The organism is Candidatus Tisiphia endosymbiont of Dascillus cervinus, from assembly GCF_964026405.1.
GTDB lineage: Bacteria > Pseudomonadota > Alphaproteobacteria > Rickettsiales > Rickettsiaceae > Tisiphia.
Map to the genome: position 1 here is coordinate 707,853 of NZ_OZ032146.1, position 26,062 is coordinate 733,914.

A 26,062-nucleotide genomic window follows, 5' to 3' on the forward strand; every position below is an offset into this window, starting at 1 on the left:
ATGCTGGTTATACATTAGAAAATACTACTACTCCTAAACATACTACTCCTGAAAAATCAACTTATCACAATCAGGATAGTGGAACAATAATGTTAAGCATAGGTGGTGCAGCTACTGGTTGTGTTATTATAGGTTTTGTCGGGATTGCTGCATGCAAAGCATATAAAAGTTTTGGCAGTAAGAACAAAAACGTTGATTACCCAATAGTTTTTCCAATAGAAGTATGTGAAAGTTCTGATAGTAAGAACAAAAACGTTGATTACCCAATAGTTTTTCCAATAGAAGTATGTGAAAGTTCTGATAGTAAGAACAAAAACGTTGATTACCCAATAGTTTTTCCAATAGAAGTATGTGAAAGTTCTGATAGTAAGAACGAAAATATTGATTGCTCAGTAGATACTAACTTGTCAATAATAACAATACCACTAGAAGAGATTCAAGATATATCTTTAGCAGGTAATACAACAACGCAGGTAGAACAGTAATAAAAATAAAGACCTCTTGCATAATTCTACTTCTGCTGGTAATTTGTGCGTCGGTACGGTAGTCGAATCCTCACGTACGTTTGAGTACGCTGCGGTTCTGCGTTCCGGTCCTCCTACAAATTCCCTAGCAGAAGCGAATTCTGCAAGAGGTCTAATATTAGTATCAATTCTTCGCTGCTTTCAAAAATTATTTTTTGAAAGTAGCATGGATGAGCCGTAGTCACGTATAGCTAACTCTAGAAGGTTTTAGGCAAAAACGATCATTCCTAGCTAAAAGCGGGAATCCAAAAAATAACCTGCAAAGGCTATTAGATATTATGGATTCCCGCTTTTAGTATAAGAATGATATCAGGAGCGGTTAAACTTATGTTTATATCAACTATTGATTATAATTTTTAATTACCCTGCTCAAATTCGTGCTTATTCTTCTTGACACTAAAGACAATAAGCTTTAATATGTAGCCCTAGCCAATAAATAAGTAGGTTAGGTCTTATATGGCAGTCATTTCTAGAATTCTTTCGTATTTTTCTATAACTCACAATACATCCTCACCCTCAAAATTAACAAATAAATTATTAGAATATATTTGGCCTGTTGAAAGACATGAATTATCCAAATTTCTATACATAACATTATTGATGTTTTGTATTTTGTTTATACAAAACATTATCAGGGCCTTAAAAGACAGCCTTGTTAATACTATGATTGGTACTGAAACTGTATCATTTCTCAAATTTTGGGGTGTTCTTCCTTCTTCATTTCTAGTCATGATGATCTATGTAAAATTAGTAAATAACATGAAAGGCGAAAATATCTTCTATCTTATACTGTCAATTTTTCTAATATTTTTTGCCTTATTTGCTTTTTATATTTTTCCTAATCATACAATATTTCATTTGAGTAGTGAGCATGCCAGCATTTTAATAAAGTCTTATCCTAATTTGAAGTGGTTTATATTACTTTTATCTAATTGGAGTTTTTCCCTATTCTATATTATAGCAGAATTATGGCCAGGTGTGATGTTTGCATTACTCTTTTGGCAGTTTGTTAATAATGTCACTTCGGTAGAACAATCGAAAAGATTTTATCCTTTATTTGGACTCTTGGCACAAACAGGTATTTATATATCAGGCAAGTTTCTAGAAAATTTAGCTTATTTAAATCAATATTTAATTAAAAATTTTGACTTAAAACATACAAATACAGAACTTTCAGTACAAATTATCTTAGTCTGTGTACTTGTTCTTGGTATAATAGCAGTGGCAACTTTTTGGATGTTAAACCATAAAATATTAGCTAAAGATCAGGTAGAACAACTAAAATTTTCAGTCAAGAAGCAATCAATAACTCTTGTGGAAAGTTTTAAAATGATTATCGCTTCAAGATATATTAGACTAATTGCTACACTACTTATTTGCTATGGCATAGCTATAAATCTAGTTGAAGGACCTTGGAAGGCATCAGCTGCAAAAATTTATAAAACGCCAACTGAATTCGCTGCTTTTGTTGGCAACTATCTAAGTATTACTGGCATATTTACTATTCTATTTGTTATTCTTGGTTCTAATATTGTAAGAAGGTTGGGTTGGTTTACAGCAGCAATTATAACACCAATAATGGTTTTTGTAACTGGTATGTTATTTTTTGCAGTATCCGACTTTGATGGATTTGCTGCCTTAATTGTGGTTAGCTTTATGTTAACCGACCCTTCTTTGATTGCTATTACAATGGGACTAATTAATAATGTGTTAAGTAAATCAAGTAAGTATACTTTATTTGATTCTACTAAAGAAATGTCATATGTTCCTTTAGATACTGAACTTAAAACAAAAGGTAAGGCAGCTGCAGACATAATTGGCACTAAGCTTGGAAAGTCAACAAGTGCATTTCTCCAATCTTTAATATTTATTATTATGCCTTCTGCAACTTTTCAATCCATCTCTATCTATTTAATGGTAGTCTTTGGTATAATCTGTATCATATGGATTTGGACAGTTAGAGAATTAAATAAAGAGTACAATGATATAACATCATGAATCTTAGACATTATTCCTTAAATCTAAGATAACCTCAGCAAGTATCGATATAAGAATTAATAATTCTTATATCGATACTTGCTTTGTTATAAGGAAAAATGCACTCTTGAAGCGGCTGACGCGAGTGCATTTTAACTTTTTTCATCATTCAATATGTGATTTTAATTATTAAAATCACATATTGAATGGAGTATTACATTTTAACAATCAGGTGGGCAGCCGCTTCAAACCTGATTGTTTCTATATATAATACTGAATTCGATGTAACTTGTTACATCGAATTCAGGTTAAGATAACAACTAATAGCTACAATTTAGCATATTAATTTTTAACTCCTGCTCTAAAATAACAACTAGATCATCAGAGGATTTTGATTTCCATTTACCAGCAACATAATAAAAATGGTAAGGACCACTAATCGGTGAAGATAACCAAATTTCTTTAGCAGCTGAGTGTTTGTTAATAACAAATACTCCTTGGTTAGTAGTTAGGGTTAGAATATCACCTTGAAAATCAATATCGATAAGACAATTCTTATCTTCTGCCTCAATTGTATCAGCAATTAAAGATATTGTTTTTTCAGCCAATTTGGCAAATTCAGTATTGTTCATACTTAATGCTCCTTTAAACTTTTGCGATACATCTCAACGTACTTATTGTGATCGTTAAGGTTATTAGAAAAATTATGCCCTCCCATAATGTTAACGACAAAATATAATGAATCAATTTTAGCAGGATTTACTACAGCTTCTAAAGATTTTACTCCAGGACAAGAAATAGCTCCAGGTGGTAAATTAAAGACATAATATGTATTATAGGGTGATTGGATAGCTAAGTCTTTTTTAGTTAATCGCCTTGCTAGTTTATCTTTCCCAAGTGTTATAGCATAAATCGTCGTTGGATCTGCTTGCAATTTCATATGTTTGGTAAGGCGATTTAGAAATACAGAAGCAATCAAAGGTTTTTCTGCGTCTAAGCTAGCTTCCTTCTCCACAATGGACGCTAAAATTAAGACGTCAAGACGGGTTTTTAATGGGGAATTGGGTGATAATTTTTCCATGACTTTGTCAAGATGCAGGGACATTAATTTTCGCATTTTATCAATGATCTGCTCTTTTTGATCACCATATGAAAAAAAATAAGTAGATGGCATTAAAAATCCTTCAGGAATTGTTCCTAGAATCTCACCAATTAAGCGTTCTTCATTATTAATCTTTTGTATTATTTCATATACAAGTATACCCTCAGGTATAATCATTTTATGAATAATCGATTTGCCACTGGACAATATTTTTAAAGTTTGCATTGGAGAAATATTTTGAGTAAAAGTATATTCCCCACTTTTTATAGGATGTTTTAATGAATATATTTTTGTAAGAAATGCAAATAAATAAGGATATTTTATGATTTTGTTATCATTTAATATCGTAGTAATTTGATCAATCGACAACTTAGGCTTAATTATTAGAGTTTTACTTTCTGCAAGTAAACCAGGTACAAATAAGTAAAATATACAAAAATTGATTCCGCTGATCAGCAAAATCAATGTAATAGTTACAAAAACAAATTTTATTTTTAGTATTTTCTTAAACAAGCTATACCTAATTAGAATTAGATGATTTCAGAAGATTATAACATAACCTCAACCATCGATGTAATAAATTAATAATATGTAAATATAGAAATGCTATCGCGTTATTTTTCAAACCTATGATCAATCTAATCCTCTAATTTAGTTAAGGAATATAATCAAATGCTAAGATATGATTTGTATAGAAGTGTACATAAGTTCATTCGTAAGAAGCTGTACCAGTTCGGAGAGGAGCTAGGTAAAACAGATTTTCGAAAAATAGCAGCTGTAATTGGTATTAAAGATTCTTTTAACAAAACTTACGCTATGAGAAAAAAAAATGGTACATTATGTTGAGTATAATTTACAAATGCCAAGAGGATAAAATTGCAAGCAATACCAGTTAATAGGACAGATTACTGTCAATTTCTAATAGTGAGTCAAAAGAATTATAGTTTGACCTACTATGCTGAACATGCCAAAAAATGTAGCCATGATGTTATTAATAGATTTTTAAAAAATGAAAAATATACACCTTCTTTGTTATGGGAACATATTAAGGATGATGTTATTTTATCGCCTAACGGATATACAATATTTGATGATACGGTGTTAAATAAAAGAAATACCAAGAAAATAGAAATTGCTAGATCACAGTACAGTGGGGCTACAGGTGGTATTACTACTGGTATAGGAGTAGTAAGTTTGGTATATTATAATCCGGATATTAATAAGTTTTGGGTAATAGATTACCGAATTTTTTCGCCCGAACATGATGGAGCGACAAAAGTAGAACACCTATTAAATATGTTAAATAATGCTGTGTATAGCAAAAAGATTCCTTTTCAAACTGTGCTTTTTGACACATGGTATGCTACGCATAAAATTATGCAACATGTTGATTCCTTGGGTAAATATTATTATGCTCCTATTAAAGCAAATAGAAACGTTACTAAAACTTCCTCTTCTAAGCCTTATAAAGCTGTTAGCAAGTTAACGTTTTCAGATGAGGAAATTAAGAGCGGAGTGGAGATTCATATAAAGGGCTTTGCAAAAGATAAGCATGTTAATTTGTTTAAACTTACTGTTTCTACCAACAGAGTTGATTATATTGTTACCAATAACAAAACTCAAAAATCTTCTAAAGCCGTACAAGATGAGTGTGGCTTTCGTTGGGTAATTGAGAGCATGCATAGAGAAATCAAGCAACTTACCGGTATAGAACGATGCCAATGCAGAAAACAACGCATCCAGCGTAATCACATTAGTTGTGCATTTTTAGTGTGGGCTTTTCTAAAAAGAACTGCACACAAAATAGGTAAGACGGTTTATCAAATAAAGTTAGGGCTTTTAGATCATTATATGCAACAGCAGTTACGTTCACCCTCTTTACGCTATTTAGAACCTTACATAGCGTAAGTTTTGTTAATAATATTGCAGTTGATCTAAAAATGCATGCACAAAAAGAAGAAAAATATTTTACCCCATTGTTTAATGAAAAAGGATCAACCGTGCATAAGCATGTTGAACAAGAGCATTTCAACCAGCAAGATGAGCTGATGGAGTTTCAAGGGATTTTTGAAAATGCGATAAAAATAGTGGATGATGAAGAACGGGTTATACAGGGCTGCCATATCTGCTCCTTATATGATAAGTTTTTGTCTAACAATCTTCTACATTTTTATCAAGAAGAAACCATATTAATGCCTGAATTATGGCATCTTTATTCTGATACAGAGCTGCAGCAGGTTACCGTAGATAGTTATAGAGGTCTGCCTAAACATGTTTTATTAAATAGCTCGAGCTTCTTCCCGGTTTTGAATTTTCTTGAAAAGCGTACTTATTTACAAGATCTTAAAGAAGCTTGCTCACCTGAAATGTTTCTTGAAATTTGGAAGCGTACATTAGTCTCAGAAGGCTGTTTCACTAATGATGAAAAATCTGCTTTTGCCATGGAGTTTGATTTGCCCTTAAAAGACACTACTGCAGACAGTACAGAACTTGTGAAACCGTAATATATTTAGTGATTTCAACATATTTACGCTGCATTTAATACAGCAGTTTGCCGCTTACGCGAATTTGGGATAAGAATTTGTCAATTCTTATCCCGAATTGGGGTCACTTGTTATACCATTCTCCCTTACTATGTAAAACAGTCCTGATCTACAACAACGGATTAAGACCATCTCTAGAGCAACGCATATGTTGGTGACCTTTGCACAACGATTAATTAAACTTTCTACCGTAGACTCAGCTAAATTACTAGTAAATACAATATCAGATTTTTGGTGTCCTTCATAATTCACAATTCTACCTCAATAATTTAAAGCATGAGGTATTTTCTTGGAATTAATAGATACATTAAATGCCATAGAGACCCATTTTCCAAGTTCTTCCTGTTGATCTAAAATCTCAGGTAATACTTTCCAATATGATATAGTTACTAGCTTATTTTTGCTATTATAGGTAAATGGCTGTGAGCCAAAAGATTTAAAATATTTAGCAGTGAAGCTATCTGCTTTAAAATATAGCTCACTTTCTGCAATAATCCCTATTATCACTCTATCTTTATATATGCCATAACTACCGAACATCGCACGAGTAGTTATTTGACCAAAAGGTGCTAATATATCTTTTATATATTCAATAAATTCATTATTTCTTACAATCTTGTACATACTTTGTACTTTTTATTTTTATAAGCTCATCATACTTTGCTTTAAGCTCATCTAGAGAATAATTACCATCATAATAGCCTTGGATATTAATGATTCTTTCTAAATAAAAATTCAACTGCTCAGCATTACTCTCTAGAATATCATTATCAATTTTTAGGTCTTTCGTAATATAGGCCAATGCTTGATTTTTGATAGCTGAGCAGTATAATTTAAATTCTTGGACTTTTTTTATAATGATTGGAATATCTTCTGGCTTCACTACTATCAGTGCTACTAACATAACCACTAATATTTCTCCTAGAGACATAATATACCTCTAATATCAGAAAAATGCATTCTTGAAGCGGCTGGTTACGAATGCATTTTAATTTATTATCGCTAATAATCTTATTTTTATACCAATAAAAATAAGATTATTAGCAAATGAAATATTTAACAATCAGGCGTCAAACCGCTTTAAGCCTAATTGTTTACATTCTCATTCCAATTTCGGATTAATGAAATTAATCCAAAATTGAGGTTTATACTAACTTTTTATGACGATATTTAGGATTAATAATATTTTCCCCTGTTAAATTAATCATATAATCATGGTAATCTTGGTAATTTCCTTCAAACCACGTAGCATTTCCATCTTTATCAAAAGCAATAATATGTGTTGCTATTCTGTCTAAAAACCAACGATCATGGCTTATTACTAATACACATCCAGCAAAATCTAAAATAGCATCTTCTAAGGCTCGTAATGTGTCAACATCAAGATCATTAGATGGTTCATCAAGTAATATAACGTTAGCTCCCTCTTTTAGTAATTTGGCTATATGTACCCTATTGCGTTCACCACCAGAAAGTTGCCCTACTTTCTTCTGCTGGTCTCCACCCCTAAAATTAAAGGCTGCACAATAAGCTCGACTTTTCATTGATCTAGAACCAAGTTGCAACTCTTCAAGACCTGAGGAAATCTCATCCCACACAGTCTTGTTATCATCTAAATCATCTCTTGATTGATCAACGTAACCAAGTTTAACAGTCTGTCCTAATTTAATAGAGCCGTGATTTGGATCAGTCTTGCCAGTGATAATATTAAATAAAGTAGATTTACCTGCTCCATTTGGACCTATAATACCAACAATAGCTCCTGGAACAACCTTAAAGCTAAAGTCTGATAACAATACCTTATCACCGTATCTCTTCGCTATATGCTCTGCCTCTATAACTAAATCGCCTAGGCGTGGACCATTAGGTATAATAATTTGTGCAGTGCCGGATCTTTGTTCTTTTTGTTTGGTCAACAAATCCTGATAAGCGGTAATTCTAGCCTTACTTTTTGATTGCCTAGCTTTTGGTGATTGACGTATCCATTCAAGTTCTCTTTTTAATTGTTTACTTCTATCATCTTCTTCTTTATCTTCAAGCTCTAATTTTGCTTGCTTTTGCTCGAGCCAAGCAGTGTAATTAGAATGCCATGGAACACATCTACCACGATCCACCTCTAATATCCAATCCGTTACATTATCAAGAAAATATCGATCATGGGTAATAACTACTACAGTACCTTTATAATTTTTTAAATAATTTTCTAGCCAAGATACCGATTCAGCATCTAAATGGTTTGTTGGTTCATCGAGTAATAACATATCAGGCTTTTCTAGTAAAAGTTTACATAACCCAACTCGTCTTTTTTCCCCACCTGAGATTTTTGTAACATCGGCATCTTTATTTGGACACCTTAATGCAAACATAGCAATCTCTATTTCCCTCTCTAAACTCCAAGCATCACAACTATCTATTTTCTCCTGTAGATCAGCCTGTTTTGCTAGAAGTTCGTTCATTGCATCATCTGACATTTCCTCAGCAAATTTATAGCTTATTTCATTAAATTCATCGATTAAAGCTTTCTTATCACTTAAACTTTCCATAATATTATCAAAAACATTTTGAGTAGGATCAAGATGCGGCTCCTGAGCTAAATAGCCAACTCTAACCCCACTAGCTACAAACGCCTCACCGTCATATTCTTTGTCAATACCTGCCATAATTTTTAAAAGAGTAGATTTACCAGCACCATTTGGACCAATAATACCGATTTTTGCCCCTGGTAAGAAGGATAAATACGTTTCTTTTAAGATTTGTTTACCATTGATAGTCTTACTTAGACCATTCATAACATAAACATATTGATATGACATGACTCTTAATTCCTTATAATCTCTAAATAGTTGATGAAAAAGATTAACCTTGCGGTATAAATTAATTTTATAAATTTTGTAACATTTATATTGGAAGTAAGTACCTTATTAAAATTTTCAATTCTCAATTTTTAATCCAGATTTATCCCAATCTCTATTAAAAACCTCTAAACCTGAATCTGTTAGTGGATGATCTAATAATTGTTTGATAATTTTACTAGACATTGTAGCAACATCAGCTCCATACATAGCAGATTGATAAACATGGTTCGGGTTTCTTATAGATGCAGCTAGTATTTTTGTCTGATATTGATAATTATCATACATCTGTCTTATATCGCTTATTAAACTCATACCATTCTGACCTATATCATCAAGCCTACCTATAAAAGGTGATACATAATATGCTCCAGCTTTTGCAGCGATAAGAGCTTGATTAACCGAAAAGCATAGTGTCATATTCACTTTCTTTCCTTTATCTGCAAAATACTGGCACACTTTAATACCATTCCATGTCATAGGTAATTTGATAACAATATTACTTGATATTCCTAAAATTTTGTTACCCTGGCTAATCATAGTGTCAACATCATTGCCAGCTACTTCTACACTAACATCAGAACGTACTATCTTACATATCTTAACAATGGTTGATCCAAAATCATCTTTTGTCTTAGACATTAAGGAAGGATTAGTAGTTATACCATCAATTATACCTAATTGATTAATCTCATCAATTTCTTTAATATCAGCACTATCTAAAAAAATTTGCATTTAATTTAACCTCGACAAAATTGAATCAAGTTCTTCTAAATTGCTATAGTGAAATATTAATTTTCCACCAATTGGGTAGTCTTCAATAGTTACTTTTATATTAAATCTTTCTGACAATGATTTAGCTAATAATTGCAGATCATTCTCTTTACTATTTTCTTTTAGAAATCTTTTCCCTACATGTCTATCATGTTCTGGGATTTTTGTATATTCATTTTTAGACCAATTTTTTACTATATCTTCAGTTTGTCGAACGCTTAAATCATTTTCAATAATATGGTTAGCTATTACCTCGACCTGCTGATGATTAATTAGGCATCTTGCATGTCCCATAGTTAAAAGCCCTTCATTTATTTTATCTTTGATAGATTGTGGTAATTGATTTAGTCTTAATAAATTAGCTACATGACTACGACTCTTGCTAAGTTTTTCTGCTAATTTCTCTTGTGTATAACCAAACTCTTTTATTAACCGCTCAAATCCTTCTGATTCTTCTATAACAGATAATTCCTCTCTTTGAATATTTTCAATTAGTGCTATCTCTATAATTTCTTTATCCCCTATATCTTTTACAATAGCAGGAATATCGCTAAGCCTAGCTATCTTACAAGCACGCCAACGTCTCTCGCCAGCTATAATTTTATATTTTCCATCACTGGTTGAATTAACAATGATTGGTTGCAATAAACCATTATTACTTATGGAGTCAGCTAATTCTTTTATTTTATCATATTCAAATTTTTTCCTTGGTTGATTATTCCTAGCTTCAATTTTATCAATATCTATAATTTTTACTAACTCATCTTTTTCTACAGTAAAAACCTCTTCTCCAAGCAAAGCCGATAACCCTTTGCCTAAACCTTTGTTTTTCATATATTTCTACCTAAAATCTCTTTTGTAAGTTCTATATAAGCAATAGAGCCAGTACATTTATGATCATAAATAATTGCTGGCTGACCGTAAGATGGTGCCTCAGATAGTTTTACATTCCGTGGAATAACTGTCTTAAATACCAATCTTCCTAAGCATTTTCTAACATCATCCTCTACTTGCTCAGTTAATCGATTGCGCTTATCATACATAGTAAATAAAATACCGGCAATTTTTATTTTCGGATTTAAATTCTTTTCTACAATTTCAATTGTTTTTAGTAAATGACTTAATCCTTCTAATGAATAAAAATCACACTGCATAGGGATTAATACATAATCACAAGCTACTAACGCATTAACTGTTAGTAGGTTAAGAGCAGGAGGACAATCTATAATAATATAATCATATTTACTGACCAACTTATTTAACAAATCCGATAATAAATATTCACGCTTTTTTATACTTAATAAATCCGATTCAGCACCGGATAAATTAGTGTTAGCTGTAATTAATTGTAAATTTGGAATATTTGTTTGTATTATGGCTTCTTCAATCGTTCTTAAACCAATTAATACCTGATAAATAGTAACTTTTCTATCTTGTTGGTTTATACCAAAACCAGTACTACTATTTCCTTGAGGATCTAAATCTATAACCAAGATTTTTTTATCCATTACAGATAAAGCTGTCGATAAATTTACAGTAGTTGTAGTTTTAGCAACTCCACCTTTTTGATTAACTATCGCAACTATTTTTGTCATATATGTTACTAATTTCTAGAATCTTACTATTATTAGAAGTCTCACTATCATACATAGAATGACAAAAAGACCATCTCTTTTTAGCAATTTCAATTTCTTTTTGATATTGCTCACCTTTAAATAATAAATACTTATTTCTTACATTAATATGTTGGGTATAAACAAATATTTTCTCTAACTGAGCACAGGCTCTAGAAGTTAATATATCACAATCTAATTTAATATTTTCTATTCGTTGATTAACCACATTGACTTTATTAGTAGAAATTTTAGAAGCTTGCAATAAAAAAATAGATTTTCTTACATCAGATTCTACTAAAGTAACATTTTTTATTCCAGCAATAGACAAAACTATCCCTGGAAATCCACCACCCGAACCAACATCTATTAAATGAATATTTTGGTTATTTATATACTTCATTAGCTGTAAAGAATCTAAAATATGTCTTACCCAAAACTCACGCTCGGTATTACAAGAAACGAGATTAATAGTTTTATTCCATTTTAATGTCAATGCTTGATACTTTTCAAGGGCATCTAATATTTCACGTGGAACATTACGACAGTCATACATTAATGTTTATATCTTGTTTTTATATAAATTATAATTGCTATTAAAGCAGCTGGAGTAACTCCAGATATTCTTCTAGCCGCACCAATAGTCGCCGGTTTATGATAATGGAGCTTTTCTCTTACTTCTGTAGACAGACTTGGTATTTTAAAGTAGTCAATATTCTCATCTAATAATTCCAACTCTTCTTCTTTAAATAGTTGAATATCTGCATTTTGTCTAATCAAATAAGAAGAATATCTTGATTCAATACAAAGATAATGAAGAATTTTTTTATTTAATGAAATAAGTTCTGGGAATATCTCTATTGTTTTATCAACACCAAAATTTGGTAGTCCTAGTAAATCAAATGCTGTTTTATATGAACCATCTTGTGCGATAGACACACCCAAGTTAGCTAACTTAGTAGTTGTTAAAGAAATAGTTTTTACAATATTTTCTACCTTATGAATATCGTCACATTTCTTACTAAAAATCTCTTTGCGTAAATTGGATATAACACCAATATCTATGGCCATTTGAGTTAGCCTTAAATCTGCATTATCAGCCCTAACAGAAAGTCTATATTCAGATCTGGAAGTGAACATTCTATAAGGCTCCACTGTACCAAGGGTAATTAAATCATCAATCATAACACCAATATAAGCATCTGCTCTGGTCAAAATAAAATCTGATTGATTTTTTATCGATAAGGCTGCATTAATGCCAGCCATAATTCCTTGCCCCGCAGCTTCTTCATAGCCAGTGGTGCCATTAATTTGACCAGCAAAATACAAACCTTTAATTTTTTTTGTTTCTAACGTTACTTTTAATTCTCTCGGATCAACATAATCATATTCTATTGCATATCCTGGTTTTAACATAGTGGCATTTTTAAGACCAGGAATTGTTTTTAGCAATGCTAATTGTATATCTTCAGGCAACGATGTAGATATACCATTTGGGTATATAGTATGGTCGTCCAAGCCTTCAGGTTCTAAAAATATTTGATGACTTGCTTTAGAGAATCTAGTAACCTTATCCTCGATGGATGGACAATATCTTGGTCCTATACCCTTGATTTGTCCAGAATACATAGCTGATTTATCTAAATTATTCCTAATAATTTCATGAGTTTGTTCAGTTGTTCTAGTAACGAAACAATTTATTTGCTTTATCTTAACAGAATTTGTAAGTTCGGAGAAAGGACGTGGCACGGTATCTCCAGCCTGCACTTCTACTTCGTTATAATCAATTGTTCTTCCATCTATTCTTGGAGGGGTACCAGTTTTTAACCTACCAAGAGAAAAACCAAAAGATTTTAAAGTGTTAGATAAACCGTATGACGGCTTTTCACCTATTCTACCAGATGGGATTTTTTTAGTTCCTATGTGAATGAGTCCGGATAAAAATGTACCTGTAGTTAACACAACTTTTTGACACTCAATACACGTACCATTATCTAAGGTTAATGCCTTTACTCTAGAGTCGTGGACTTCAATATTTTCTACAGACGCACATAAAATTGTCAAATTTGGGTGATTTATCAAGACATTATGCATAGCTTTTTTATAAAGTTTTCTATCAGCTTGAGCTCTTGGTCCCCAAACTGCTGGTCCTTTACTTTCATTGAGCATTTTATAATGGATACCGGCTTGGTCTATAATTTTACCCATGAGTCCGTCAAGTGCATCTATTTCTTTTACTAAAGTGCCTTTTGCTACCCCACCTATTGCAGGATTGCAAGACATTTCACCAAGATTATCTAATTTTAGAGTAATTAAAAGAGTATCTACACCTAAACGCGCAGAAGCCGAAGCTGCCTCGCAACCAGCATGACCACCACCAATAACTACAACACTATATCTCATATAGACTATAATTATTCTACAATTTCTTTTTCAGTAAAAAATAATTTCACTTCTCTTTCTGCACTTTCTAAACTATCAGAACCATGGATACTATTAGCCTCAATATTCTCTGCAAAATCTTTTCGAATTGTGCCTAGTTCAGCATCATTTGGATTAGTAGCTCCCATTATTCTACGATTTTTTAAAACAGCGTTTTCCCCTTTAAGCACCTGCAAGACGACTGGACCAGAAATGATATATTCCACTAAACTATTAAAAAATGCCTTTGACCTATGTTCTGCATAGAAATTTTCTGCTTGATCTCTAGTTAAAATAGTCATTCTTTGAGCTACTATTTTTAGTCCAGTATTTTCTAAGTAAGAAATAATTTTACCAATTAGATTTCTTTTCGTAGCATCTGGCTTAATCATTGAAAATGTATATTCTTGAGTCACAGTAAACCTTTATTAATTTATTGTTAATATTTATATAAATTTATATATTTTTGGCAAGCAAATTCTGATAGCATGGTTAAAGTGGTACTTTATGCAATTTTTCTAGAACTATAATTCCAAGTTAAGGAAAAAAGTATTGCCCCCAAGAAAGCAGACAAGATAAAAAATAAAAAAACACCATTCCAACCTAAATTATCAGAAATCCAACCAACACATACCCCAGCCAATGCAGCACCAAGATAACCAAATAAGCCTGAAAGACCATTAGCTGTACCAACTGCTTGTTTATTAGTAAAATCTGCTGTAGCAACACCTATTAAGACCTGCGGTCCAGATACAAAAAAACCAGCCAAAGCAAGAATAATCATGCTAAATATTTCATACTCGTTTGGTATTTGCCAAAATAAAATAAGAGTAAAAGCCAAAACAAACATAAATACTGAACCAACTGGACCACGTCGTCCTTGAAATAGCTTGTCTGACATCCATCCAGCAACAACACCACCAATTAAACCTAAAATATCATAAGAAGCAACTTGTAGACCAGCTTGAGCAATAGTAACGTTTTTTAGTTCATGTAAAAATACGGGTGCCCAAAAAATTACACCTGACCGTACAATATAAACAAACATATTAGCAAAACACACATACCACACCAACTTATTACAAAATACAATTTTTATTAGTTGAGGCGTTAATAAATTATCACCATTGTTTCCAAGAGATATATCACATTCTTTATACTCTTCTACTATGGGCAAATTAACCTCATTGGGAGAATTACGTAATCTATTAAATAAAAATAACGATATTAATAATGCCACTATTCCAGGAATTATAAATGCTGCTTTCCAACCATAAACGTCTATTAAATAGCCACACACTATCATAGTAGTTGCTCCGCCAATTTGATTAGAAGTAGCCCCTAAAGACCATTTCATTCCTAATTCCTTAGAAGCGTACCAATAAGTCAACATACGTGTTGCAGGCGGCCATCCCATGGATTGAAACCAATTATTCAGAATCCATAAAAAACCCAGTAAGGTTATACTAGAAGCAAAACCCGATAACAATGTTATGATGCCTACAAGGGCAAGACCAACCACCATAAATATACGAGCATTTGATCTATCGCTAAAGAATCCATTACACAACTTTCCTACACCATAAACTATAGAAGAGACTGTTAAAATCCAGCCAAGTTGAGTTTTTGTTACCTCAAAATGATCCATTAAAGCAGGCATTGCAATATTAAAATTCTGACGACAAAATATGAATGTTGAATAACCAATAATTATTGAATATAAAATTCTAATACGCCAGCTATTATACTTTCTAGCATAAGGAGGTCTTTCTTTGAAGGATGTACTTATCATCGTTTCCTTAGGTTATTACTTGCAAACATTTGAAGAGAGTATATATGCTTGTCAGGAAAAATGCCACAAGCTATTATGTATTTTGTATCTAAAACTTATTTTTTATCAAATGTACTTGAGATTTATTGCGAGCTAGGTTAACCTCCTATAGAATCTAAGACAATAAAATTAATTCCAAACGACAATTATGACAAAATTATTAAGATTTTCTCTGTTTTTTGTTATACTCTTGCAATTATTATCATGCACTCCTGGTCCTCCTTACGAGATTAAAAGCCCTTGTGTGTCTGTTGAATCAACAGATTCTTCGAGTAGTGGCAACCCATGTGTTCGTAGACCGGTAAACTTAACTAGAGATATTGCCTAAAGGTTTGCTTTTATAATAATGTACAAAATCAGTAGATTGTATAATTACCTAATAGATTATATCTTGCCAGCAAGATGTTTGTCTTGTGCTGAAATGACTGCCACTAAAGAGGGTTTTTGTCTAAATTGTTGGAAGAAACTTGATTTTATTACAAAACCTTACTGCAATATTTGTGGTTGTAGATTAGATATATCAATTTTAGATAATATGTGTTGTGCAAAATGCTTTCAACATAAACCTTGGTATGATGTATCTCGTAGCTTAATTAAATTTAATGAGCATAGCAAAGAAATAATTCATGCCTTTAAATATCAAGATAAGACTATTTTTTCCAAAACTTTCAGCAAATTACTTTATATACAATATCACAGCGAATTTCAAGATATTGACCTGATTGTTCCAGTTCCAATGAATAGATTCAAAAGATTGTTTAGAATGTATAATCCTGCTTTGATTATGGCTCAAGAAATCAGCAGACTACTAAAAAAACCGGTAAGTCCTGACGTATTAATTAAGTCAAGATGGACCAAATCCCAAACTTTTTTATCTAAAAAAGAACGAGAAAAAAATTTATCAAATAGCCTTATATTCAATAAAAAATATCAAATTATAGACCAAAAAATATTATTAGTAGATGATGTATTAACCACTGGCACTACCATTAACAAATGTGCTAAAATCTTAAAGAATTCCGGGGCTAAGAGTGTTTATGTTATGACAATTGCCATGACAATACTCTTATATCCCCATTTTGCACTCATTAAATTGAGGATAAGCTACTTAAAAATTCACTTTAACCTTCAAACTACCTTGGTGACCAATATATTTGCTGGCAATGTTAACATTATAGATAATACCACATTCCATCATATTATATTTCGCAGTGAAACCAGTACCAACAGTGAAGAAGGTCTTAACAGGTTTAACTGATTTAGTCGGTAATGGTTCATTTATCCCATCTAACCTTGCATCAATAATTGGTGCTTTTCCTTTGAAGTCATGATTAACGTAACCATGCAATTCTGGTATTAACAGTACTTTGTTAGCCTTCAGGGTTGCCGCAGTTCTTAACCCCAAAATACCTTCAAATTTATTGTACGACCTTTTCTTAACAACTAGGTTTTGGAATTTTGTACCAGTTTCCGTATAGCCAGCATCCTTAAATTGCGAATATCTGAACCCAATTGTTGGGGTAATCATTAACTTTTCAGAAGCTATATAATTATACCCTGTAAGTAATTGACCACTATAAGAGATAGATTTATACTTAGCAGCAGCAGTCTCTAGAGCAGTAACATTTCTTTTCACATTCGTTGCAATTAGGCGTCCTTCTGAGTTCCTAACCCTAGTTATACCATATGATGCTATAGCTTCAGTAAACCAATTATTGGTAAGATTATATAAACTATATAAGGAGAAGATATTAGTCTTACCGTTAGTTTTATCACCAAATTTCTTATCCTGATGAGACATTTGTGTGTTAATTCGGCTATAAGCTGCACCAAGTAGCAGATTATCATTTACTAAACCATCAAATCCAACTATTCCACCAGCTGATTTCGCTTTATAACCACTAACTCCTTTATACGTTTCTTGGCAAGCAGTACCATAGAATGGACTACCCCATACTCCATACATTACCTGATCATCATCACCAGAGCCTATAGCTGATGCAGCATTTTGCATAGGTACTGAATTTCCCATCCTTGTTGCAGTAATTTGGGTATCAGCTTGAGCCATCAATCCTCTAATTATTTCAGATGTTGGATTTCTTGCAAGGCTCTCTCCTATTGGATTTTCATTACCAGGCAATATTCTATCCATCGCTTGAAGGGCATGCTCTCTATCCATCAAACCTATATTGTTCCTGAACTTACCAGCAGAACTATTACGATCTGTTACATTATTCAATTGTATATAAAATTCCCGTTCTTCCTGTGATAGGGATTTATCAGCAATTTCTTTAGCTATAACTTCCTTAGAAATGTCAGTTATATATAGTTTTAGATCACTAGAATCCATGGAACACTTTACAAAACGGTTTTGTTCACCAGTTGGGTCAAGCTTAATTTTACTGTTATCAATTGCAACAAGACCATTACCATTAACTGACGAAATCACAACATACTTAGCACCCTCCTCAGGGATTTTGTTAATATCAGTCTGAGCTTTCACTTTTATAATCAGCTCGTCTGCTTTCGATAAATCCAATTTACTACCTGTCTGAACCTCTATATTACCACCTGATCCGCTTGATGTGTCGTAGGAGGCAGTAACTAATTCTACCTTTCCTGTCAGCTGTGCCTGACCAGTATATTTTAATTGATTAGCTGCAAGATCTACGGTTAAATCTTTAGCTGCTAAATTACCAGTTATAGAGACTGTTTTAGGTAATATAATTATCTTAGCTTGATCTGCTTTAATATTAGCAAAGCTGATATTTTGTTCTAATATTACAAACTTATCTGCAGCAAAATTTACTTCTTTCCCATTAGCAGTTTGTTTAAACCAAACATTATCGGCAAACGTTACCTTACCACCAGTAATTTTGGCATCAACCAGTACTGCCTTATCAAATTTTGCAATACCTTCATTTTTTATTTCATCCGAACCAATTTGTGTACTATAGGCAAAACTTTTCAATGATCTTGATATGCTAGCTCCATCTACAGTGAAGTTTGGCACAGATATAGTTCTGTTTATAGCACCAGCAAAAGTTGCAGTCTTATCACTAGCAATGGTTATTTGCTTAGAATAAACATCACCTCTTACCGTAGCATTCTTATCAAAGATTACATCAGACAATTTTAAATCATTTGTTCCTAAATTATAAGCAAAGCTTCTATCCGAGTTGAAAATTACTTTACCAGTATTATTAGTTTTAGTTGATATATCGGAATATAAACCACTATTAATAGTAATTTTATGATCACCCAGTAATTTAATAGATTTTAACCTGTTATTCTCTGACCCAATATCTTGTATTCCAGTGGTAAAATCTGCAGCTAATGCAAGAGTATGAACATTATTACCATTAGTCCTAATACCACCTACAGTACTTGTCCCTTCTAACGTTAAAGTTGCCTCTTTATTAGCATTAGAGAAGTTAATATAATTCGCTGAAACTGCTTGGGTAATCTTTACATCTGCTCCCGCTATGTCTAGAGTATATACTGCATTAGTAGCACCTATTGCACTATTAACGATTATAGTTTCAGCATTACTAAATTGAACTGTACCTTGGTCAGCTGCATATCCCTTAATATTACGAGTTGTCACGCTGTTAGCAAACTCAGCAGTTGCTCCAGCAGATATTATGATGTCCTTATCATTAGCAGTTTGAACTTTGTCGCCAAAGACGGTAGTACCTTGGACTTGTATAGTACCAACAGGACTTGTTGCCGTTCCAACTACACCAGTAACTCTATTGTTGCCTTTGAATGTTAAACCAACTGCATTTCCTCCTGTTGAGTTAATAGAACCTGTTAAATTAAAGTTATTAGCAAAAATTAAATTATTATTACCATTACCTTGAATTTCAGTAATATTATAATTGCCACCTACTAATCTTACATCACCTGCCCCAGCTTTTAACATCTTTAAGTTAGTAATCGGACTTGTTACTGCACCAATTCCTAGGAATTCTAATGTTCCATTAACACCGCCAATTATACTACCATTGATGTTCTTATTAGGTGTCAAGCTAATTGTACCAGCATAATTTTTGAAATCTACATTACCTGTAATATCACCATTAGCGGTAAATACAGTATTCGTAGCAAATAAAATATTGCTATTAACATCACCCAATGTTAGTTCATTTACATTTAATTCTATATTTTTACTATTAATGGTAATCTGCTGAGTGTTAAATTTGCCATCACCAGAAAAAATTACCTTTTGTAACTTATTAACAGCAGTACCTAAAGATAAGCCAAATCCAGCAATCTTTAATTCTGCTCCAGCATTAACAGAATCAAACTCAACCACACCTGTATTAGGAGCACCTGGATTTAGATTGTTTTGCAAAGTTATAGTTCTATCTCCAGCATGACTATTCCGTAAGGTTAACTGAGCATCTGCATGGTCAAAAATAATCTGATGATCAGCATGAGCATTTAAATCAAAATTAATGTGTTCTGCATCAAGTATATAATTTGCTGGACCGACACCAGCACCAGCATCCGCCCCAATATGAATATCTACAATCTGTGCGGAGGTGGTACTTTTATCGGTAAATTCTGCTCCATTAATAAGGCTCAATCTATCTGCACGATGGATGTCAAGACCATTAGCACCTCCTGCGATGGTAACTTTGCCACCAACAATCAAACTAGTTAGATTATTAACTGTACCAAGGCTCTTAACTCCTCCTACAGATGATTGTAGAGTTAAAATTGCATTCTTACTATCCATCAACACGAGACCACCACCACCAACACCAACAAATCCTGGTAAATTATTGTGAAAAGTTATGGTGCGATTATTATCTTTTGTATGTAAGGACAATGCTGAATTTGCATTGCTGAAAATAATAGCTTGATTACCACCAACACCATCATTAAGAAGATCAACATCATCAGCTGAGGCATTTATTAATAAAGTCTTATTATTCCCTACTCCAGCAGCACCTATATTTATGGTCTTAATCTTTCCAATGTCTTTATGTGTAGCTTGGAGGTTAGCATTAACATTTAAAGTACCATGATTACCATTTGCTATTGTTGAGTCGAAATCATAAGGTCCAGCAGCACCGTTAAATGTCAGTATCCCATCATTAGCAGCATCAAAAGTAACTCCTCCTGCAAAATGACCACCAATTGTTACAGTATGACCAGCAGCATTACCAAAGTGCAGATCATTAGTATAGACACTTCCTCTTAATGTAGTAGCACCATTAATATTAATTCGGGCAAGTCTTGCATCCTTAGCACCAATATCCTTAGTTATCGTACCAACTCCTGCGAAATTTAATGTGCCTACACCAGCTCCACCCGCAGTAATAGGACCAGTGATTGTCTTATTATTTCCTAGAGTAATTGTACCTGCATTACCGTTAAAATTCACACCACCTCTAATCCCATTAGCATTTAACGTACCAGCCGCATTAAAATTCACAGTACCACTAATCAAACCTGCAGCGGTAACATTAGCAGCAGCATTGTTAATATTAAAATTTCTGACCTTGGCTGCACCCCCTAACTGTACAACACCTCCCCCAGCAGCATTTCCAAAATTAACCTCTGCTAAAGCACAAGCAGCACCAATAGCCCCGGTTACCTCACCATCTCCTGCGAAGTTTAATATGCCAGCCTTAATAGCACCAACATTATTATTATCCACATTACCATCGATTTCCTGACCAGCTCCTAGAGTAATTATACCATCATTACCTTTGAAGTCCACACTACCCTCAATCCCAGCATCAGCATTTAACGTACCAGTCCCATTAAAAGTCACATTACCCTTCACCAAACCTCTAGCATTGACAGTAATCTTATTATTATTTATATAAAAATTTGTGACCTTGGCTGCACCCTGTAACTCTACAACACCTGTTTCAGTTCCCCTGAAATTGACCACTGTTAAAGCATTAGTAGCACCAATAGCCTCAGTTACCGTACCAGCTCCTGCGAAGTTTAATATACCAGCACCACCACCACCAGTGTTATTCACAGCACCATTGATTGTCTTACCACTTCCTAAAATAATTGTACCGTTATTACCGTGGAAATCCACATTACCCGTAATCCCAGAATGAGCAGTTAACCTACCAGCCGCATTAAAATTCACAGTACCAGTACTAGTCATCAAACCTCTAGCAATAACTATAACATCTTTATGGTTTATATTAAAATCGGTGGCATTGACTGCATCCCTTAAATTTACAACACCTCCCCCCGCATTAGGCTGCCCAGCAGCAATTCCAAAATTAACCTCTGCTAAAGCATTAGTAGCACCAATAGTCCCGGTTACCGTACCAGCTCTTGCGAAGGTTAATACGCCCTGCTGATGTACACCAGCCGAGACATTGCCGACAGCTATATCCCTATTATTATCAGAATGAACTACAAGAGTTGAGCCTGCACCACCAAGCGTTACAGCACCCAAGCCAGTGTAGGTATTGGGGTCTGCATCGAAGCCATGATCAACCGCAGCAGCTGGAGTACCAGTTAAAGTTAAGGTGTGACCAGCTTCTATCTTTATAGGTAACCTACCAGCACCTGCACCAACATGATGAGCATCAGGCACTATAGAACCGATTGACAGATTTTGATTAACCGTAAGCTCGCCGGGATTCTGGTTAGCTAGGTTGATAGCTGTAATAGTGGCATCAAGTATGTCGGCATTAAGTGTAAAACCACCACCATAGCTGATTGCTGGTCTATCAGCTGCAATTACAACAGCCTGCATATCATAATTCGCCCCTCGATCTGTACCATCGTTATTAATATGATTCCAAGTGCGATTACCCGCTCCATCATCACCAATATTATTCAAATTCGTGTCCCACGTTATCATAGCACCACGATCAGCCTGAGGCGCCGCAAATACCACACCACTACTGCCTAGGCTAGCTACAACCGAGGCGATTGCACTACTAGCCAGTAAATATTTAAAGAATTTTTGTTTTTTTGCCATCATTTTACCATTCTATAATTTAAAAAATATAATTCATTTCTATATCCCTGCCATCATTATGTTCCCCCTATCTCTCTTAACGATGTCACCCCCCTGCATAGCACAACTGTTGAAAGTTAAAAAGTCGTCTATTAGCGAACGAACGTACGTGAGCGTGGCAATCCATGAAGCTTGTCATATAGATTGCTTCGTCGACCTACGGTCTCCTCGCTAATAGACGGTTTAAGCCTTACAACAGCACTTCGCTAATAGACGACTTTTTAACTTTCAACAGTTGTGCTATGCATAGGTAGCGGTCTAAAATAACTTAACTCAACCTGATCTTGGTCATTTTTTTATATCCCCTACCTACGCAGGGATTGACATCAAACTGAGGTTAATACTTAAGTATCATCCCGAATTGGGAGAGTATCTTTGGTTCAAACTTCACCAATCTTATCAGATACTTAGCACATTCTGTGACTCTGCACAAGAACTTTTCTGTTGATTTTACACTAAAGTTGCAGAAAGGCAACCACGAAAAAACTCTTTCGTTTCACTATCATAACCCCAGTTGCCAATTAAATAGGAGAGATGAAAGGTAGATTTTAAAAGGGACATAGGTTATTTTATCTTTTTCAACCAATAACAAAATAACCTATGAAAAAAGATTTTACCGCAATTTACTGTTTTGTCGACGATTTTATAAAGAATTTGGAAAATAATTTGCCTACAATTAATAGTAGTAAATTTAAACCTGGTGTAAGTAATTATTTATCAATAAGCGAAGTATTAACCATATTAATTGGTTACTATGATTCATATTGTGATTGTTTTAAGCATTATTACAAACAAGTAATCTTACATAATTATACAGAAGATTTTAAACTTGTTAGTTATGAACATTTTACTAAATTGATAGGTAGAAGTATGCCTTATTTAGCAATATTACTGAATCATTTGCTTGCTGAATGCACAGGTCTGTCTTTTGTAGATGCTACAGGTATAGCCGTATGTAAGAATTATCGTATAAGTTCACATAAGGTTTTTAAAGGAATAGCGGCAAGAGGAAAAACCACTAAGGGGTGGTTTTATGGACTAAAGTTACATTTAATCATAGATTCCGAAGGTAATCTGATAAAGGTATCTTTCAGCAGTGGTAATAAGGATGATAGGAAAGGACTTAAAGGAATGATATTTGGTATATATGGCAAAGTTTTTGGCGATCGCGGTTATATATCTAAAGAATTATTTGATGATTTGTATGACAAAGGCATCCAACTTATTACTCGGGTTAAAAAGAATATGAAAAATATATTAATCCCTATTATAGATAAGGTTATGTTGCTCAAAAGAACTCTGATAGAAACCGTAATAGGCAAACTTAAATTTCTTGATAAGTTAGAGCATTCTAGACATAGATCAGTTACAAATGCATTTAGTCATATGCTATCCTGCCTAATCAATTATCAGTTGCTAGAAAACAAACCTTCTATCAAAACTTTGCTTCTTATAGAACTTTTTGATATACAAAATTAATTGGCAACTGGGGTTAACAAGAATATCAACAAAACCTTTGCCGGTATGTCCTAAGTTCCAGCTTTTTTCTAATTCAATTGAATTTGGGCTATATCCCTTTTCAAGCAATCTACAAACGCATTCCAAGATTACCAAATTTTCGGATTGAGAGAAATTAGCTGTTGTATTTCTGTGAAGTTTTATTTCTGTTTTATAGTCGATAATTGATTTTTCTATTCTTTCAGAATCCAAAGTTACAGCAATTTCATAGGTTTTAAAAAATTTAGAAAAAGAGTTTTGTGTTTCGTTTTTTAAAACAAAACCTAAACTATCTAGCCATTTCTTGACAAATTCAATATTCATAGAACCAAGCAAAAAATTCTTTTTATGTAGTTATTAATGAACATATACTCTATTACTAACTTGACTATTATCTTTTTATTTATTAGATATCTTTCGAAACTCTACTTCTGCTGGTAATTTGTACGTCGAGCAGGTACTCGAATCCTCACGTACATTTAGTCATATCTTTACCCACATCTTTTTAAAGGTTATACATATCAGGTTTTAATATCAAAGATGTATTTTTAAAGCCTAATAAGTATGCCACTTTTAAAAGATGTGGGTAAAGATATGACATTTAGTACGCTGCGGTTCTGCGAGCGAAAATGCCTATAAATCTACTCTTTACATAGAAATGTTCACAGAACCTAATAATTCCATAATTTGTTCAAATTGCAATAGATATTCTTGTTGTTTATCAAGATCTTTTAATTTTAAATTATTGCTCATTTGTTCATTATCGCCAACAAAAATAGCATATTTAGCCTTTTGTAGATTAGCTCGTACCATTCTTTTAGCCATTTTGCCGTTAGTATCTAAGGTAACAGGAATATTTTTTTGACGCAATTGATTTGTTAAAATTAAGCAATATTCTAAATTATTGTCGCTAATGGGAAAGACAAATACTGGTCTTGGTTTAGATATGTGGTACTCTCTCATTAGGCTAAGGCGTTCAATTCCAGCAGCAAAGCCAATGGCTTTTACTTCAGGACCTCCCATAAGTTTGCTCAGCCCATCATAACGACCACCAGCAAGAACTGTCGACTGACTACCAAACTGACTACCAAGGTTGCTAGTAGTAAACTCAAAAGCTGTATGACAATAATAGTCAAGTCCCCTTACTAATCTTGGATTAATGATATATTTTACATTGAGTAAATCTAAGTATTTTAGCAAATCGTCAAAATATTTTGCAGCATCACTACTATAATAGCGTGACATTAGCGGACTATTTGCAACTATTTTTTTATCATGCTCATCTTTCGAATCTAATATACGCATTGGATTCTTGATAAGCCGCTTTTGGCTATCTTCTGATAATTCTGACTTATAATCATTGAAATATTCTACCAACTTTTGTTGGTAAACAGCACGAGTTGTAGTACAACCCAGTGAGTTTATTTCTAAAGTTGTATTTTGATCTATTTCTAAAGCTTGAAGGATATCTAATGCAAGCTTAATCGTTTCGGCATCGGTGCTAGGTCGTTCTCCACCAATATACTCAAAATTTATTTGATGGAACTGTCTTTGTCTTCCAGCTTGTGGTCGGTCGTAACGAAACACTGGACCGTTTGAAAAAAATTTAATAGGTAATGTTTGTTGCAGATTATTAGATATAAAAGCCCTGATAATGCCAGCCGTAAACTCCGGTCTAAGAGAGATATGATTACCACTTTTATCAAGAAAACTATATATTTCCTTACTTATTACATCAGAAGTCTCTCCAAGTGTACGATCAAAGACTTTAGTATATTCAATTATAGGTGTACTTATGGCTTGATAACCATAAAGCCCGCCTATATGTTTGGCTGTGTTTATTATGTAATCGTGAATTAGGTAATCCTCAGGTAGTAGGTCTTTCATACCACGTAAAGATTGTAATTTATCACTCATAC

At 33.3% G+C, this 26,062-nt stretch carries 23 protein-coding genes and 1 pseudogene; 8 read left to right on the forward strand and 16 right to left on the reverse strand.

Annotated features, from left to right (window positions below):
• The first annotated feature begins 89 nt into the window (after positions 1-89).
• Both AAGD19_RS03575 and AAGD19_RS03585 read left to right on the forward strand, forming a co-directional pair.
• The gene (locus AAGD19_RS03575; RefSeq protein ID WP_341748369.1) at positions 90-485 is read left to right on the forward strand and encodes a hypothetical protein; all 396 of its coding nucleotides are present in this window, start codon (positions 90-92) and stop codon (positions 483-485) included.
• Between the two features lie 495 nt (positions 486-980).
• Positions 981-2,522 carry an Npt1/Npt2 family nucleotide transporter gene (locus AAGD19_RS03585; protein WP_410520825.1) on the forward strand — a complete coding sequence of 514 codons (1,542 nt, stop codon included), beginning with the start codon at positions 981-983 and terminating at the stop codon, positions 2,520-2,522.
• Positions 2,523-2,821: 299 nt separating this feature from the next.
• Here the strand turns inward: AAGD19_RS03585 and cyaY are convergent, their stop codons facing one another.
• On the reverse strand, positions 2,822-3,133 hold the full coding sequence (cyaY, locus tag AAGD19_RS03590) for an iron donor protein CyaY (protein ID WP_341748370.1): 312 nt from the start codon (positions 3,131-3,133) through the stop codon (positions 2,822-2,824).
• 2 nt (positions 3,134-3,135) lie between these two features.
• Positions 3,136-4,104 (reverse strand): endolytic transglycosylase MltG, encoded by a 969-nt coding sequence (gene mltG / locus AAGD19_RS03595; RefSeq protein ID WP_410520832.1) that lies wholly within the window; start codon positions 4,102-4,104, stop codon positions 3,136-3,138.
• Between the two features lie 171 nt (positions 4,105-4,275).
• Here mltG and AAGD19_RS03600 point away from each other — a divergent pair, with 171 nt between their 5' ends.
• The 3 genes from AAGD19_RS03600 to AAGD19_RS03610 all read left to right on the forward strand — a co-directional run bounded on the left by AAGD19_RS03600 (position 4,276) and on the right by AAGD19_RS03610 (position 6,107).
• The gene (locus AAGD19_RS03600) at positions 4,276-4,449 is read left to right on the forward strand and encodes a hypothetical protein (protein WP_341748372.1); all 174 of its coding nucleotides are present in this window, start codon (positions 4,276-4,278) and stop codon (positions 4,447-4,449) included.
• A gap of 78 nt (positions 4,450-4,527) precedes the next feature.
• Entirely contained in the window at positions 4,528-5,511 is a 984-nt protein-coding gene (locus AAGD19_RS03605; RefSeq protein WP_341747233.1) for a transposase, read from the forward strand.
• 32 nt (positions 5,512-5,543) lie between these two features.
• Entirely contained in the window at positions 5,544-6,107 is a 564-nt protein-coding gene (locus AAGD19_RS03610; protein ID WP_341748373.1) for a hypothetical protein, read from the forward strand.
• Positions 6,108-6,194: 87 nt separating this feature from the next.
• On the opposite strand, the gene AAGD19_RS03615 is transcribed toward AAGD19_RS03610, so the two are convergent.
• From AAGD19_RS03615 to AAGD19_RS03665, 11 genes are all read right to left on the reverse strand, one after another.
• Positions 6,195-6,398: a hypothetical protein gene (locus AAGD19_RS03615; protein ID WP_341748374.1), complete on the reverse strand. Its 204-nt coding sequence runs from the start codon at positions 6,396-6,398 to the stop codon at positions 6,195-6,197.
• A gap of 9 nt (positions 6,399-6,407) precedes the next feature.
• A complete protein-coding gene (locus tag AAGD19_RS03620) occupies positions 6,408-6,770 on the reverse strand; it encodes a TfoX/Sxy family protein (RefSeq protein WP_341748375.1) in 363 nt (120 codons plus the stop codon).
• A complete protein-coding gene (locus tag AAGD19_RS03625; protein ID WP_341748376.1) occupies positions 6,748-7,077 on the reverse strand; it encodes a DUF2672 domain-containing protein in 330 nt (109 codons plus the stop codon). Before AAGD19_RS03625 ends, AAGD19_RS03620 begins: the two co-directional genes overlap by 23 nt.
• A gap of 214 nt (positions 7,078-7,291) precedes the next feature.
• Positions 7,292-8,959, reverse strand: coding sequence for an energy-dependent translational throttle protein EttA (ettA, locus tag AAGD19_RS03630; protein WP_341748377.1), 1,668 nt, complete (start codon positions 8,957-8,959; stop codon positions 7,292-7,294).
• 117 nt (positions 8,960-9,076) lie between these two features.
• Complete coding sequence (gene fsa / locus AAGD19_RS03635; RefSeq protein WP_341748378.1) at positions 9,077-9,733, reverse strand: fructose-6-phosphate aldolase; 657 nt, start codon at positions 9,731-9,733, stop codon at positions 9,077-9,079.
• Positions 9,734-10,606 (reverse strand): ParB/RepB/Spo0J family partition protein, encoded by an 873-nt coding sequence (locus AAGD19_RS03640; RefSeq protein WP_341748379.1) that lies wholly within the window; start codon positions 10,604-10,606, stop codon positions 9,734-9,736.
• Positions 10,603-11,367 carry an AAA family ATPase gene (locus AAGD19_RS03645; protein WP_341748380.1) on the reverse strand — a complete coding sequence of 255 codons (765 nt, stop codon included), beginning with the start codon at positions 11,365-11,367 and terminating at the stop codon, positions 10,603-10,605. The genes AAGD19_RS03640 and AAGD19_RS03645 overlap by 4 nt, the downstream gene beginning before the upstream one ends.
• Positions 11,342-11,941 carry a 16S rRNA (guanine(527)-N(7))-methyltransferase RsmG gene (gene rsmG / locus AAGD19_RS03650; protein ID WP_341748381.1) on the reverse strand — a complete coding sequence of 200 codons (600 nt, stop codon included), beginning with the start codon at positions 11,939-11,941 and terminating at the stop codon, positions 11,342-11,344. The genes AAGD19_RS03645 and rsmG overlap by 26 nt, the downstream gene beginning before the upstream one ends.
• Positions 11,941-13,788, reverse strand: a complete 1,848-nt coding sequence (gene mnmG, locus AAGD19_RS03655) for a tRNA uridine-5-carboxymethylaminomethyl(34) synthesis enzyme MnmG (RefSeq protein ID WP_341748382.1) — start codon at positions 13,786-13,788, stop codon at positions 11,941-11,943. Before mnmG ends, rsmG begins: the two co-directional genes overlap by 1 nt.
• Before the next feature lie 11 nt (positions 13,789-13,799).
• A complete protein-coding gene (gene ndk, locus AAGD19_RS03660) occupies positions 13,800-14,222 on the reverse strand; it encodes a nucleoside-diphosphate kinase (protein ID WP_341748383.1) in 423 nt (140 codons plus the stop codon).
• An 89-nt stretch (positions 14,223-14,311) separates the two neighbouring features.
• Positions 14,312-15,598, reverse strand: a complete 1,287-nt coding sequence (locus AAGD19_RS03665; RefSeq protein ID WP_341748384.1) for an MFS transporter — start codon at positions 15,596-15,598, stop codon at positions 14,312-14,314.
• Positions 15,599-15,785: 187 nt separating this feature from the next.
• Here AAGD19_RS03665 and AAGD19_RS03670 point away from each other — a divergent pair, with 187 nt between their 5' ends.
• On the forward strand, positions 15,786-15,965 hold the full coding sequence (locus AAGD19_RS03670; RefSeq protein WP_341748385.1) for a DUF2706 domain-containing protein: 180 nt from the start codon (positions 15,786-15,788) through the stop codon (positions 15,963-15,965).
• Positions 15,966-16,058: 93 nt separating this feature from the next.
• Positions 16,059-16,628: pseudogene (locus AAGD19_RS03675) on the forward strand (ComF family protein); the annotation flags it as partial.
• Positions 16,629-16,745: 117 nt separating this feature from the next.
• On the opposite strand, the gene AAGD19_RS03680 reads toward AAGD19_RS03675, so the two are convergent.
• A complete protein-coding gene (locus tag AAGD19_RS03680; RefSeq protein WP_341748386.1) occupies positions 16,746-22,607 on the reverse strand; it encodes an autotransporter outer membrane beta-barrel domain-containing protein in 5,862 nt (1,953 codons plus the stop codon).
• A 639-nt stretch (positions 22,608-23,246) separates the two neighbouring features.
• Between AAGD19_RS03680 and AAGD19_RS03685 the strand changes: the two genes are divergently transcribed.
• On the forward strand, positions 23,247-24,125 hold the full coding sequence (locus AAGD19_RS03685) for an IS982 family transposase (RefSeq protein ID WP_341748387.1): 879 nt from the start codon (positions 23,247-23,249) through the stop codon (positions 24,123-24,125).
• Here AAGD19_RS03685 and AAGD19_RS03690 read toward each other — a convergent pair.
• The gene (locus AAGD19_RS03690; RefSeq protein WP_341748388.1) at positions 24,063-24,467 is read right to left on the reverse strand and encodes a hypothetical protein; all 405 of its coding nucleotides are present in this window, start codon (positions 24,465-24,467) and stop codon (positions 24,063-24,065) included. The two genes, AAGD19_RS03685 and AAGD19_RS03690, sit on opposite strands and share 63 nt — an antisense overlap.
• A 324-nt stretch (positions 24,468-24,791) precedes the next feature.
• Positions 24,792-26,060: a histidine--tRNA ligase gene (hisS, locus tag AAGD19_RS03700; RefSeq protein ID WP_341748389.1), complete on the reverse strand. Its 1,269-nt coding sequence runs from the start codon at positions 26,058-26,060 to the stop codon at positions 24,792-24,794.
• Between the last annotated feature and the right edge of the window lie 2 nt (positions 26,061-26,062).

Excerpts from the sequence above, each read along its gene's own strand:
- AAGD19_RS03575 (WP_341748369.1), top strand. The coding sequence starts at position 90 with ATGTTAAGCATAGGTGGTGCAGCTACTGGTTGTGTTATTATAGGTTTT.
- AAGD19_RS03585 (WP_410520825.1), top strand. The coding sequence starts at position 981 with ATGGCAGTCATTTCTAGAATTCTTTCGTATTTTTCTATAACTCACAAT.
- cyaY (WP_341748370.1), bottom strand. The coding sequence starts at position 3,133 with ATGAACAATACTGAATTTGCCAAATTGGCTGAAAAAACAATATCTTTA.
- AAGD19_RS03600 (WP_341748372.1), top strand. The coding sequence starts at position 4,276 with ATGCTAAGATATGATTTGTATAGAAGTGTACATAAGTTCATTCGTAAG.
- AAGD19_RS03610 (WP_341748373.1), top strand. The coding sequence starts at position 5,544 with ATGCATGCACAAAAAGAAGAAAAATATTTTACCCCATTGTTTAATGAA.
- AAGD19_RS03620 (WP_341748375.1), bottom strand. The coding sequence starts at position 6,770 with ATGTACAAGATTGTAAGAAATAATGAATTTATTGAATATATAAAAGAT.
- AAGD19_RS03625 (WP_341748376.1), bottom strand. The coding sequence starts at position 7,077 with ATGTCTCTAGGAGAAATATTAGTGGTTATGTTAGTAGCACTGATAGTA.
- ettA (WP_341748377.1), bottom strand. The coding sequence starts at position 8,959 with ATGTCATATCAATATGTTTATGTTATGAATGGTCTAAGTAAGACTATC.
- fsa (WP_341748378.1), bottom strand. The coding sequence starts at position 9,733 with ATGCAAATTTTTTTAGATAGTGCTGATATTAAAGAAATTGATGAGATT.
- AAGD19_RS03640 (WP_341748379.1), bottom strand. The coding sequence starts at position 10,606 with ATGAAAAACAAAGGTTTAGGCAAAGGGTTATCGGCTTTGCTTGGAGAA.
- AAGD19_RS03645 (WP_341748380.1), bottom strand. The coding sequence starts at position 11,367 with ATGACAAAAATAGTTGCGATAGTTAATCAAAAAGGTGGAGTTGCTAAA.
- rsmG (WP_341748381.1), bottom strand. The coding sequence starts at position 11,941 with ATGTATGACTGTCGTAATGTTCCACGTGAAATATTAGATGCCCTTGAA.
- mnmG (WP_341748382.1), bottom strand. The coding sequence starts at position 13,788 with ATGAGATATAGTGTTGTAGTTATTGGTGGTGGTCATGCTGGTTGCGAG.
- AAGD19_RS03665 (WP_341748384.1), bottom strand. The coding sequence starts at position 15,598 with ATGATAAGTACATCCTTCAAAGAAAGACCTCCTTATGCTAGAAAGTAT.
- AAGD19_RS03670 (WP_341748385.1), top strand. The coding sequence starts at position 15,786 with ATGACAAAATTATTAAGATTTTCTCTGTTTTTTGTTATACTCTTGCAA.
- AAGD19_RS03680 (WP_341748386.1), bottom strand. The coding sequence starts at position 22,607 with ATGGCAAAAAAACAAAAATTCTTTAAATATTTACTGGCTAGTAGTGCA.
- AAGD19_RS03685 (WP_341748387.1), top strand. The coding sequence starts at position 23,247 with ATGAAAAAAGATTTTACCGCAATTTACTGTTTTGTCGACGATTTTATA.
- AAGD19_RS03690 (WP_341748388.1), bottom strand. The coding sequence starts at position 24,467 with ATGAATATTGAATTTGTCAAGAAATGGCTAGATAGTTTAGGTTTTGTT.
- hisS (WP_341748389.1), bottom strand. The coding sequence starts at position 26,060 with ATGAGTGATAAATTACAATCTTTACGTGGTATGAAAGACCTACTACCT.